Annotated in this window: 7 protein-coding genes, 12 tRNA genes and 2 rRNA genes; all 21 read left to right on the top strand. The window is 44.6% G+C overall.

The genetic code is table 11. The features are described 5' to 3' along the window. Nucleotides 1-187 (top strand): 23S ribosomal RNA (locus tag NV379_RS25340); the annotation flags it as partial. A 144-nt stretch (nucleotides 188-331) separates the two neighbouring features. Further along, a 5S ribosomal RNA gene (gene rrf, locus NV379_RS25335) occupies nucleotides 332-448 on the top strand. Nucleotides 449-453: 5 nt separating this feature from the next. Beyond that, nucleotides 454-529 (top strand) — tRNA-Asn (locus NV379_RS25330). After that, nucleotides 530-605 (top strand) — tRNA-Thr (locus tag NV379_RS25325). It begins immediately after the preceding tRNA gene. Nucleotides 606-643: 38 nt separating this feature from the next. After that, a tRNA-Glu gene (locus NV379_RS25320) sits at nucleotides 644-718 on the top strand. Nucleotides 719-726: 8 nt separating this feature from the next. After that, nucleotides 727-802, top strand: a tRNA-Val gene (locus NV379_RS25315). 15 nt (nucleotides 803-817) lie between these two features. Then, nucleotides 818-893 (top strand) — tRNA-Thr (locus NV379_RS25310). An 18-nt stretch (nucleotides 894-911) separates the two neighbouring features. Then, nucleotides 912-986 (top strand) — tRNA-Gln (locus NV379_RS25305). A 7-nt stretch (nucleotides 987-993) separates the two neighbouring features. Beyond that, nucleotides 994-1,069, top strand: a tRNA-Lys gene (locus NV379_RS25300). Nucleotides 1,070-1,086: 17 nt separating this feature from the next. Beyond that, nucleotides 1,087-1,169 (top strand) — tRNA-Leu (locus NV379_RS25295). Nucleotides 1,170-1,173: 4 nt separating this feature from the next. Then, nucleotides 1,174-1,248, top strand: a tRNA-Gly gene (locus NV379_RS25290). 21 nt (nucleotides 1,249-1,269) lie between these two features. Next, nucleotides 1,270-1,346, top strand: a tRNA-Arg gene (locus tag NV379_RS25285). Nucleotides 1,347-1,364: 18 nt separating this feature from the next. Continuing rightward, nucleotides 1,365-1,441: transfer RNA gene (locus NV379_RS25280), tRNA-Pro, on the top strand. 23 nt (nucleotides 1,442-1,464) lie between these two features. Continuing rightward, nucleotides 1,465-1,538, top strand: a tRNA-Gly gene (locus NV379_RS25275). A 147-nt stretch (nucleotides 1,539-1,685) separates the two neighbouring features. Then, nucleotides 1,686-4,475, top strand: coding sequence for a phosphoenolpyruvate carboxylase (gene ppc / locus NV379_RS25270; protein ID WP_258210116.1), 2,790 nt, complete (start codon nucleotides 1,686-1,688; stop codon nucleotides 4,473-4,475). 143 nt (nucleotides 4,476-4,618) lie between these two features. Continuing rightward, nucleotides 4,619-5,200: an RNA polymerase sigma factor SigW gene (gene sigW / locus NV379_RS25265; protein ID WP_258210115.1), complete on the top strand. Its 582-nt coding sequence runs from the start codon at nucleotides 4,619-4,621 to the stop codon at nucleotides 5,198-5,200. Between the two features lie 118 nt (nucleotides 5,201-5,318). Next, nucleotides 5,319-5,930 (top strand): zf-HC2 domain-containing protein, encoded by a 612-nt coding sequence (locus NV379_RS25260; RefSeq protein ID WP_258210114.1) that lies wholly within the window; start codon nucleotides 5,319-5,321, stop codon nucleotides 5,928-5,930. Nucleotides 5,931-6,107: 177 nt separating this feature from the next. Further along, nucleotides 6,108-6,920, top strand: coding sequence for a diadenylate cyclase CdaA (cdaA, locus tag NV379_RS25255; RefSeq protein ID WP_258210113.1), 813 nt, complete (start codon nucleotides 6,108-6,110; stop codon nucleotides 6,918-6,920). Further along, complete coding sequence (locus NV379_RS25250) at nucleotides 6,913-8,298, top strand: CdaR family protein (protein ID WP_258210112.1); 1,386 nt, start codon at nucleotides 6,913-6,915, stop codon at nucleotides 8,296-8,298. Before cdaA ends, NV379_RS25250 begins: the two co-directional genes overlap by 8 nt. A 28-nt stretch (nucleotides 8,299-8,326) precedes the next feature. Beyond that, the gene (gene glmM, locus NV379_RS25245; protein ID WP_258210111.1) at nucleotides 8,327-9,673 is read left to right on the top strand and encodes a phosphoglucosamine mutase; all 1,347 of its coding nucleotides are present in this window, start codon (nucleotides 8,327-8,329) and stop codon (nucleotides 9,671-9,673) included. A gap of 725 nt (nucleotides 9,674-10,398) precedes the next feature. Further along, the gene (glmS, locus tag NV379_RS25240; RefSeq protein ID WP_258210110.1) at nucleotides 10,399-12,228 is read left to right on the top strand and encodes a glutamine--fructose-6-phosphate transaminase (isomerizing); all 1,830 of its coding nucleotides are present in this window, start codon (nucleotides 10,399-10,401) and stop codon (nucleotides 12,226-12,228) included. Nucleotides 12,229-12,458 lie beyond the last annotated feature (230 nt).

The following is a 12,458-nucleotide window of genomic DNA, read 5'->3' as shown; positions in this document are numbered from 1 at the left end:
AGGAGCACCGCTGGGTAGCTATGTACGGAGGGGATAAGCGCTGAAAGCATCTAAGCGCGAAGCCCCCCTCAAGATGAGATTTCCCAATTAGTAAGACCCCTTGTAGACGACGAGGTTGATAGGTTGGGGGTGGAAGCGCGGCAACGTGTGGAGCTGACCAATACTAATAGGTCGAGGGCTTATCTTAAAACTTTACGTAGTAAAGTACTTCGAAAGCATAGAAGTTTACTTCGTAAAAACCGCTTTACACTTCAATTCGCATCTAGTTTTCAAGGTATAAACCTTGATCGCTTTTGTAAATCAAAAGCCAGTTTCCACCTTATGGAAAGCGTTTGGTGACGATGGCGGAAGGGAACCACGCGTACCCATCCCGAACACGACCGTTAAGCCTTCCAGCGCCGATGGTACTTGGACCGCAGGGTCCTGGGAGAGTAGGACGTCGCCAAGCAATGGTCCCTGATAGCTCAGTTGGTAGAGCACACGACTGTTAATCGTGTTGTCACAGGTTCGAGCCCTGTTCGGGGAGCCAGCTTCCATAGCTCAGTAGGTAGAGTGCATCCATGGTAAGGATGAGGTCACCGGTTCGATCCCGGTTGGAAGCTCCATAAGCTTCTTATCTAGCAGCTTAGAACACATACAATATGGCCCGTTGGTCAAGGGGTTAAGACACCTCCCTTTCACGGAGGTAACAGGGGTTCGAATCCCCTACGGGTCACCAACATTTACGGAGGCTTAGCTCAGCTGGGAGAGCATCTGCCTTACAAGCAGAGGGTCAGCGGTTCGATCCCGTTAGCCTCCACCATTACTTATCTTTTACGCCGTTGTAGCTCAACTGGTAGAGCAACTGACTTGTAATCAGTAGGTTGGGGGTTCAAGTCCTCTCGACGGCACCATGATTTACTTCTAGATGTTGGGGATTAGCCAAGCGGTAAGGCAACGGACTTTGACTCCGTCATGCATAGGTTCAAATCCTATATCCCCAGCCATTAGCAAGAGCCATTAGCTCAGTTGGTAGAGCACCTGACTTTTAATCAGGGTGTCGAAGGTTCGAGTCCTTCATGGCTCACCATATTTTTTGCCCGGTGTGCGCGTATGGCGGAATTGGCAGACGCACTAGACTTAGGATCTAGCGGGCGACCGTGGGGGTTCAAGTCCCTCTACGCGCACCAATATGCGGAAGTGGCTCAGCGGTAGAGCATCGCCTTGCCAAGGCGAGGGTCGCGGGTTCGATTCCCGTCTTCCGCTCCATTTTTGTTTAAAAAGTAAATTGCGCCCTTAGCTCAGCTGGATAGAGCGTTTGACTACGAATCAAAAGGTCAGGAGTTCGAATCTCTTAGGGCGCGCCACTTTTACTTATAATAGATCGGGACATAGCTCAGCTTGGTAGAGCACCTGGTTTGGGACCAGGGGGTCGCATGTTCAAATCGTGTTGTCCCGACCATATTCTTTCTCATAATTTTATATGCGGATGTAGTTCAATGGTAGAACTTTAGCCTTCCAAGCTAATAGCGTGGGTTCGATTCCCATCATCCGCTCCAACATGACTACGACAGGCCCTTGCGAAAGGGTCTTTTTTTGTATAACCATTCAAAAATAGCTATGGCGTAGGCATTCTTTGTGATAAAATGTTTCAATGATGGAATTCATATAAATAGAAAAATAGACGTATGTTGGGGTGAGAGAGTATGTCAGAAATCGAGATATCTAACCTAAAATCGAACACAAACAATTCTCTTCGCAGAGATATTCGTTTTTTGGGAAACATTCTTGGAGAAGTATTGGTTCATCAAGGTGGAAGTGAACTTCTGCACATTGTTGAAAAAATTCGTGAAATGAGCAAGTCGATGCGTGCTCACTTTGTTCCTGAAATTTTCGATGAATTTAAACAAACGATTCGAGGGCTTCAGCCAGAGACACGCCATCAAGTGATTCGTGCATTTGCGATTTATTTTCAACTGATTAATATTGCAGAACAAAATCATCGTATTCGTCGCAAAAGAGATTATGAACGTACTTCGGGTGATATGATTCAACCGGGTTCGATCGAGAGTATTGTACAGAACTTGAAGTATAATCATCTATCTCCAAATGAAGTGAAGGAGATCATTCATTCGATTTCACTTGAACTTGTGATGACTGCTCACCCGACTGAAGCAATGCGCCGTGCTGTACTTGATATTCACCAACGTATTTCGGAAGATGTGATGCAGCTGGACAATCCGAATCTTACGAATCGTGAACGTGAACAGCTGAGAGATAAATTGGTTTGTGAAGTACTGACGTTATGGCAAACAGATGAACTTCGTGACCGTAAACCTACTGTAATTGATGAAGTGAAGAATGGTTTGTACTATTTTGATGAGACGTTGTTCGAGGTATTACCTGAGGTGTATCACGAATTAGAACGTTGTTTGCATAAATATTATCCGGATGAGCCTTGGCATGTCCCATCATTCCTACGTTTTGGTTCGTGGATTGGTGGAGACCGTGACGGTAATCCATCGGTAACTGCTGATGTAACTTGGGAGACGCTAACACTGCACAGAGAGCTTGCTCTTCGTAAATATGAGGAGATTTTGCAAAAAGTGTTGCAGCATATGAGTTTTTCCAAAAATATTGTGAACGTTACGGATGAATTACTGGAATCGATTCAAAAAGATAGTGAAGTGATCGAACATAGCAGTTACGACTTGTGGCGCAATGAGAAAGAGCCATATCGGATCAAAGTATCCTATATGCTTGAGAAGATCTCTAACACAGGTAAGCCGAATGTAGATCCTGCACATAAATATGATTCGCCAGAGCCATTCATTGAGGACTTAAAAATTATTGCGCGCAGCTTGCAAAGTCATTTTGCAGGGTATGTGGCGGATGCTTATATTAATAAATTGATACGTCAGGTGGAATTGTTTGGTTTCCATCTCTCTACATTAGATATTCGTCAGCACAGTAAAGAGCATGAGCTTGCGATGACGGAAATCTTGGATAAAATGGAGATCCATTCGAATTATTCGGAACTTACGGAACAAGAGAAAATCGTGATCTTAACGAACATTCTAAATGATCCGCGTCCGATTACATCGACTTATCTTCAATACTCCGAGAATACACAGGAATGTCTGGATGTATATCATACGGCTTATCGTGCGCAAAAAGAATTCGGAGAGCGTTGCATTAGCTCGTACTTGATTTCCATGACACAAGGTGCAAGTGATCTGCTTGAAGTGCTTGTGTTTGCGAAGGAAGCTGGACTATATCGCCGTGAAGCAAGTGGCAAGGTAACATGTACGATTCAATCGGTTCCTCTATTTGAGACGATTGATGACTTGCATGCAGCACCACAAATTATGACGACATTGTTCGAAATCTCAGCGTATCGCGCGTCGATTAATCCATTTACTCAGTTGCATGAGATCATGCTTGGGTACTCGGATAGTAACAAAGATGGCGGTGTAATTACGGCGAACTGGGAACTTCGTATGGCATTACGCGATATTACGGAAGTTGGTAATCGTTATGGCGTGAAGCTGAAGTTCTTCCATGGACGTGGTGGTGCACTCGGTCGAGGTGGTATGCCATTAAACCGTAGTATCTTAGCACAACCAGCAGACACGCTCGGTGCAGGTATCAAAATTACGGAGCAAGGGGAAGTGCTTTCCTCCCGTTACTCGCTCAAAGGTATTGCTTACCGCTCTTTGGAGCAAGCTACTTTTGCTCTGATAACGGCATCTGTTATGTCTCGTAACCCGCAGGTTGATCCTATTGATTCCTCTTGGGAAGACATTATGCGTGGGATTTCCGAGCAGTCGATGGTGAAGTATCAGGATCTCATTTTCCGAGATGAAGATTTCATGACATTCTTCAAAGAGTCAACACCGCTTCCAGAGATCGGTGAGCTGAATATTGGTTCCCGTCCATCGAAGCGTAAGAATAGTGATAAATTCGAAGATCTTCGTGCCATTCCATGGGTGTTCGCTTGGACGCAGTCCCGTTACTTGTTGCCAGCATGGTATGCGGCAGGTACAGGCTTGCAGAGCTTCTATCAGAACAAGCCGGAGAATATGAAAGTCTTACAGACGATGTATGCACAGTGGTCGTTCTTCAGCCAAATGATCGATAACTTGCAGATGGCACTTGCGAAAGCGGACTTACTAATTGCGAAGCAATATGGTTTAATGATTAAGAACCCCGCGATTGCAGAGCGTATCTACAAGCTGATTCGTGAAGAGTTCGAGCTTACTTCTCAGCTATTGCTGCAAATTACAGGTCAGACCGAGATTTTGGATAATGTACCGGTTATTCAAGAATCGATTCGCTTGCGCAACCCTTATGTAGATCCACTTTCTTATATGCAAGTTGAATTGCTAAAGGAATTACGTGCACTCCGTGAAAACAATCAAGACGATGTAGAACTTATTCGTGAAGTATTAATTACGATTAACGGTATTGCAGCAGGTCTTCGTAATACAGGTTGATGGTTTGTTGGTAGGAAGTCGAGAAGTCTGCGGTAAGCGGATGTCTCGACTTTCTGTTCGGTTTATTTTTTGATTAAAAAGAAAACGAAATTGATTCTGTTACGTATAAGAATCGAGAGCCTCGAGAGTTGGAGGAGTTAGATTTGAATTTTGTAGAGACAAGGCTAGCAAAACTTGCGAGAAATGGTGATCGACAAGCATTTGCTGAGCTAGTAGATTTATACAAGGACAAAATATATCACCTTGCCTATCGGATGTTGGGAAATAAACAAGAAGCTGAAGATGCAGTTCAGGAAACGTTCTTGCGTTTGTATACGAATTTGCATCGATATGATGAGACACAGAAATTCTCAACTTGGATTTTTAGAATTGGAACGAATTTGTGTATTGATCGCTTGCGTAAACGTAAGCCTATCTATTCGCTGGATGCGGATATGGACGGAGGCGAGGGTAACGACTTCTATGCGATGATGCCAAGTCATGAAGAAACACCTGAGAAGCAAGTAATTGTATCTGAAACGCAGCAGCATATTCGTAGTGCGATTGAATCCATGCCAGAGAAATATAAATCCATCGTGATTTTGAGATATTTGCAAGACATGTCCTTACAAGAAATAAGTGATGTGCTCGATATGCCGGTGACGACGATTAAGACGAGACTGCACCGCGGTCGGGATTATTTGCGTAAGAAGTTAGAAGCGTCCGGAACTGTAGCTTTATTATAAAGGTTACAAAATAAAGGTTACAAATTGGGGACAACTTTTTTGAGGAAAAGTGAAACATTGTTCGTACACACACGTATGGTATTAAACGATGTATAGGATTTGAAAGGAGTGGCTTAGTATGGAATGCAAGGAAGCCCTTCCACTGATGCATGAGGTTCTAGATGGTGATGCGACTGCAACTCAGGCTTGGGAGCTACGTATGCACTTACAGTCTTGTGAGAGCTGTGCGAAGCGGTATCAAGCTTTAGAGACGACAGAAGCGCTTGTACACTCCATGCCGTTAATGGCGGCACCTAGTGGCCTAATGGACCAGATCATGAGTGCTTTGCCACCGGAAAAAAAGCGTAATACGTGGACACAATGGATTCGTAGACATCCTGCTGTGTCAGTTGCCGCTGTTTTCCTATTGGTTATGTTCACGAGTATGGGAGCCATGTGGAAAGGTGACAATGAGTTAAGTGTCAAAGGTGTCGATTTAAGTGATGTCGTAATTCAAGGAAAGACTGTAACGGTTCCTTCTGGACATACTGTTGACGGCAATCTGATTGTACAAGGCGGTAAGCTAAAGATCGAAGATAATGCCGAGGTGAAAGGCAATCTTATTGTGATTGACGGTTCGCTTAATATGGCATCGACTGCGCATATCTCAGGTCAAATTACACAAATTGATGAAATGGTCAGTTGGGTATGGTATAAGATGACGGAGTTTTTTGGCTCAGTAGGTAAATAAAACATACACTTTAAATACGTATTCTCCTTCCACATATGAAGGGGAATATTTTTTTATCTAAATACAGGTCGGAGGTCTTATTAGAAGATTATAATTAAATATGGTATCATCTAGAAAGAATATAGATAAATATATAGGTAAGTGATTTGTTATGGATCTGGTATGGGGGTCTCATTCATGGAGTTTCTAGATGATTTTGGGATAAAAGATGTTATAGATATTCTCATTGTCACGTATGTGGTGTACAAGCTTATCATGCTTGTGCGTGGAACAAGAGCCATTCAGTTTATGAAGGGTATTATTGTTGTCGTTGTGGCGTGGGCGTTATCGTCCAAATTCCAGTTAACGACATTACAGTGGATGATGAAACAGATGATTGATACGGGGCTTATTGCGATCATCATTATTTTTCAACCGGAGCTTAGACGAGCTCTTGAGCAAATTGGCCGAGGAAAGCTGTTCGCTCGTACATACAACGGTGAAGATCATGAGATGAACCAAGTCATTGGTGAAGTCATAAAAGCACTTAATATTCTAGCGAAAAGAAAAATCGGTGCACTTGTCGTATTCGAGAAAGAGACAGGGCTTTCGGAATATATGGAAGCTGGAACGATGTTGGAGTCGAAAATATCGTCGGAGCTGTTAGTGAATATTTTTACACCAAATACGCCTTTGCATGATGGTGCTGTTATTATTCGTGGCAATCAACTTGTTGCGGCAGCTTGTTACTTGCCACTCTCCGAGAATCCATTTATCTCAAAGGAACTAGGCACGAGACATCGGGCATCAATTGGGATGAGTGAGGTATCGGATGCCCTGTGTGTAACGGTGTCCGAAGAGACAGGGCAGATTTCTCTTGCGATGAATGGACAAATTGTCCGTGGTATAACAGAAGAATCGCTGATCTCGAAGTTATTTGAAGAATTAAGACCGAAGGCAAAAGAATCAGGCTCACTCTGGAAAAAATGGGGGGGCCGCTTACGTGGATAAATGGTTAGGTAACAAAAACATAGTAAGAGTAATCGCGCTGCTAGTGAGCGTGATGCTCTGGTTTGTTGTTAACTCGGAGAATCGAGGAACACCGGATACAGGTGGATCGATTGTTCGTTCTCAGGAACTGAGTAATGTAGCGGTAAAAGCTAAATATGACCAAAACTTATATTCAGTCTCTTCGATGTCACCAACAACGGTGAAGGTTCTTATGCGGGGGAAAGATTCAAATCTGAGGAAGGTCGATCCGGCAAAGACGTATGTCATGGTCGATCTGACCAATGTGGGAGAAGGTACGCATTCACTCCCGCTCAAGGCGACTGGTTTTCCAGACAATCTAGAAGTGACAATTCAGCCTAGTCAAGTGACGGTTGTTGTTGAAGCGATGGAGAAGAAGGAACTTCCTGTTGAAATTGTGACCTCTGGTAAACCTGCTGGTGGACTTAAGCCAGGTGAAGTGATCATTAAACCGAATAAGGTGCATGTCACATTGCCGGCGAGTCAGGTGAGTGAACAGCTTACGGTTAAAGGTCAACTCTCACTTGAAGGTGCAAAAGGACCGATTAAGAAGCAGGTAAAGCTGCACGTGTATAATTCGGCAGGTGTGGAAATGCCATTCGAAGTGATCCCATCCGTAGTCGATGTTGAGGTGCCGATCACAACACCGTTCAAGTTACTGCCTCTACAACTCAAAGTCGTAGGTGAGCCAGCCAATGGTTATGCCATTGCAGCTGTGAAGCAGAAGGTGGATAAAGTGTCTGTATTCGGTGAGCAGGCGATCTTGGATCATATGGAATTTTATCAAGGTCCAGAGATTGATGTGAAGGGACTAATGGAAACGAAAGAATTTACATTAGATATTCCACTTGGTGACAAGATAACGTTAGTGGATCCGAATAAAGCGAATGTGACGGTTGAAATTGTGCCGTCGGTTACGAAGACAATTGATGATATTCCAATTACGATTATCGGTCAAAGTGATGCATTTACCTCTAAGGTTGTCACGCCGGAATCAGGTAAAATTAGTATCGTTGCTGAAGGTGCCGCGCAGTTTATCGATAAGCTGAAGGCGACAGATATTCAAGCGATCGTGAATGTGAGTAATTTGGCTTCAGGCAAGCATGAACTGGTTGTAGCCTTTAATCTGCCGACATATATAAAGAATAGTCAACCGCAGGAAGTGAAGGTTACGGTTGAGATTACGTCGAAGCAAGGAACAGCACTCGAGAATAAGGGAGATAAGGATACGGCTCCGGTTAATGGTCAAGGTGACTCTACGAATAGTCCGAATCCCACGACAAGCCCGAATGCAATTCCCACTGATCCAGGTGCACGCGCAAGCTCTAAACCAAGTCCGTCTGCAAAAATTACAAGATAGCATAACTACAAGATAGGGGAGTCTACAAATGGGGAAATATTTTGGAACAGATGGTGTACGCGGTGTTGCGAATTTAGAACTTACACCAGAACTTGCATATAGAATTGGTCGCTGCGGCGGTTATGTATTAACAGGAGAGGTAAAGCAGCCGGTTATTGTAATCGGTCGTGATACTCGTATCTCAGGTACGATGTTAGAATCTGCACTTGTAGCGGGTCTAACGTCAATCGGAGCTAACGTTGTTCGTATTGGTGTAGTAAGTACACCTGCTGTTGCTTACCTTACGCGTGTGCTTGGTGCAGATGCTGGGGTCATGATCTCTGCATCACATAATCCAGTTGAGGATAACGGTATTAAGTTCTTCGGTCGTGATGGTTTCAAGTTGTTAGATGAGACAGAGAATGAAATTGAGCGCTTGTTAGATGCAGCAGAAGATACATTGCCAAGACCAGTTGGTGGTGATCTTGGGGTTGCGACAGACAATATGAATGCGAAGTACGAATACGTGGAGTATTTGAAAACGACGCTGCCAGAAGGAACGACATTCGCGGGTTACCGTGTGGTTCTAGATTGCGCGAATGGTGCAGCTTATGAGCTGGCACCGAAATTGTTCCGTGAATTGGGCGCAGAGGTGATCCTGTTAAGCGCTGAACCAGATGGACGTAACATTAATGCAAATTGTGGCTCGACGCATCCTGAGGCGCTTCAGGAGGCTGTAGTGGCACATGGTGCGCACATGGGTCTTGCTTTTGACGGAGATGCGGATCGCTTGATTGCTATTGATGAGACAGGCGCTGAGGTTGATGGCGACTATATCTTGAGCATCTGTGGCGATGCATTGAATCGTGCTGGCAAGCTGAACAAGAGCACAATTGTAACAACAGTGATGGCAAATATCGGTTTCTTCAAAGGAATCGAGAAAGCGGGCTTACACGCAACGAAAACTGCGGTAGGCGATCGTTATGTGATGGAGGAAATGCGTAAAGGTGGCTATAACCTTGGTGGTGAGCAGTCCGGTCACGTCATCTTCCTAGACTACGGTACAACTGGCGATGGTATTCTTTCTGGTGTTCAACTCATGGCAACAGTTGTGGAATCCGGTCGCAAATTAAGTGAGCTGAAACAGATCATGCGTAAGTTCCCACAAGTGCTAGTGAACGTTCGAGTGGAAGATAAGTCGAAGCTTGAAGGCAATAGTGAAGTGGAGCGGGCGATTCGCGAAGTGGAAGCGAAGCTTGGTGACAATGGTCGCGTACTTGTTCGTCCATCCGGTACGGAGTCCTTGGTTCGCGTTATGGCGGAAGGTCCAGATAAGGACGAAGTGGAAGCTTACGTGAACGAGATTGTTAAGGTTGTTGCGGAGCAATTGAAGTAAGGCTGATTACCTGAGCATGTGATACCCCCTAACTGGTTGTTACGACTGGGTAGGGGGTTTTTGGGTTGGTTTGGAGTTGGTTTTTCAAGAGAATCTAGGCTTATGAAAATAAAAAGTTGCAATGCATGCATAGAATGAATAAGATAGTACTGTACATTTTCCATTCAAGAAGGAAAGGCAGGGTAGAGGTAATATTAATCAAGCGCCAGAACTTGGCGGGGACTTTCACTCCTTAAGGCATATGTCCTATAGGTAGTGAGGGAAGCTGCAAGTTGACGAGGTGAAGGTGTTCGAAGAATTTCGGCGGGGACCTTCCAGCCTACTCCATGAGGCTGTTAAGTTGGGGAAGTAAAACGTCTGGGCGACCGGACTGACAAACGACCAACACAAGGATTGTTTGCTATACCTATTTTGTTGAAAATGGCTGCGGATCGGACATTGGCAGTGATTTTTGAGGAATAGTTTCTTAGAGTTTGATTATCTTTCAAGATACCTGTCTACTTTTTTAAAAAAAGTGGAGCAGGAGGTTTATTTCGTTTAGCCTTTTTCCGCTGGGATGAAGGGTTAGTTTGTTATTGCTATTTTACAAAGATAAAGATTGGACTTATAGATCGATTGATTAGGCTTGAGCTTATTTCGTGATGATCTTTGACAACAAAATGCCGTTCATAGGGGGCTTATTTCGCTGTATCTATGGGGCAAATACAAATTCGGGGGAATTAAATATGTGTGGAATCGTAGGATATATTGGGAATCGTAACTCGCAGGAAATCTTGATCGGGGGCTTGAGAAAGCTTGAGTATCGCGGGTACGACTCGGCAGGTGTTGCCGTGTATACAGCGGACGGATTGCGTGTGCAGAAGGCGAAGGGGCGCTTAGCGATGTTGGAATCGCAGCTTGATGAGCAGCCGCTGCACGGATCAGTTGGGATCGGACATACACGTTGGGCAACACATGGTCAGCCATCGGACACGAACTCACATCCACATGCAGATGAATCGGGTAAATTCACAGTGGTGCATAACGGGATCATTGAGAACTATGTGGAGTTGAAAAAAGAATTGATCGCAAAAGGGCATACGTTCGTATCGGAAACGGACTCTGAAGTTATTGCTCATTTGCTCGCTGACTTGTATAAGGGAAATATCGTGGAGACGGTTCAAGCTTGTGTGAAAAGGCTGAGAGGTGCGTTCGCATTAGGCGTTCTAACGGAGCATGAACCAGACAGATTGGTAGCAGTTCGTCTTGCTAGTCCACTTGTTATTGGGGTAGGTGAAGGTGAGAACTTCATCGGTTCGGATATCCCTGCGATCTTGGAGCATACGCGTGATGTGTATATTCTGAATGACGGGGAAATGGCAGTTCTGACGAAAGATGATGTCGAATTGTTGACGATTGAGGGGAATTTTATTTCCCGAGAAATGTTGCATGTCGATTGGGATCTAGTTACGGCAGAAAAAGCCGGATATCCGCACTTTATGTTGAAGGAAATTCATGAGCAGCCAAAGGCTTATCGCGATACAATGGGCAGCCGAATTTCACCTGATGGAACAAAGGTTGTATTACCTGAGCTGAAGATGAGTGACGAAGATATTCGCTCGATTCGTAACATCCAGATCGTGGCTTGTGGTACGGCTTACCATGCAGGGATGGTAGGTAAGGAAGTGTTGGAGCGTATGCTTCGCTTGCCTGCTGAGACAGATGTGGCATCCGAGTATCGTTACCGTGATCCACTCGTCACACCTCGTACACTTGTGATCGTGGTGAGTCAGTCCGGTGAGACGGCTGATACGTTAGCAGCACTACGTGAAGCGAAGAACAAAGGAGCACACGTACTTGCGATTACGAATGTAGTGGGTTCCACAGTTGCTCGTGAAGCAGACGATGTGCTTGTAACGTGGGCAGGACCTGAGATTGCGGTTGCATCGACAAAAGCGTATACCTCGCAACTTATCGCATTCTACTTGCTTGGTATGTACTTCGCACAAGTTCGTGGGTCCGTATCACCACAGGAAATAAAAGAAACGATTGCTGCTATGCAAAGCTTGCCAGAGCAGGTAGAGCGTATTCTCGAGCAATCGGAGACAATCAAGCAATTCGCTGAGGAAATTTCCGTGCATAAAGACTTGTTCTTTATCGGTCGTGGACTGGATTACTTGGTGGCACTTGAGGGATCGTTGAAATTGAAAGAGATCTCCTATATTCACTCCGAGGCTTACGCTGCTGGGGAATTGAAGCACGGAACACTTGCTCTTATTGAGGATAATGTACCTGTTATCGCACTAGCGACACAACCACATCTGATCGAGAAGACAGTAAGTAACATTCGTGAAGTAAAAGCCCGTGGGGGTCACTTGCTCGGTATTACGTGTGAAGGGGAAGAGGGGCTAGAGGATTCTGTTCACCAGACGATCTATATCCCACGCACGCTAAGTACATTAATGCCAGCGTTGTCGGTGATTCCGCTTCAGTTGTTGTCCTATTATGCGTCATTAGCGCTTGGTCATGACGTCGATAAGCCAAGAAATTTGGCGAAGAGTGTGACGGTGGAGTAGGGGGATAGTAAGTCTGTTTTCATTTGTTCAGTTACATTAAAGTTGGTAACTGAACATTAAAGTTAGTAACTGAATATTAAAGTTAGTAACCATTGAATAATGTTGGTGAGTTATATCTTCAAGTGGCACTAAATTTTGAATCCCGCCATGGTAGAATCATTACCATGGCGGGATTTTTCTATACTTAGGTTTATTTTTGCAAGATCAGATTAAGATTTCTCCCGATGATT

The sequence above is a fragment of the Paenibacillus radicibacter genome (assembly GCF_024721995.1).
Lineage (GTDB): Bacteria > Bacillota > Bacilli > Paenibacillales > NBRC-103111 > Paenibacillus_AM > Paenibacillus_AM radicibacter.
Note: the sequence above shows the minus strand (reverse complement) of the source record. Positions and strands in the feature narration are given on the sequence as shown.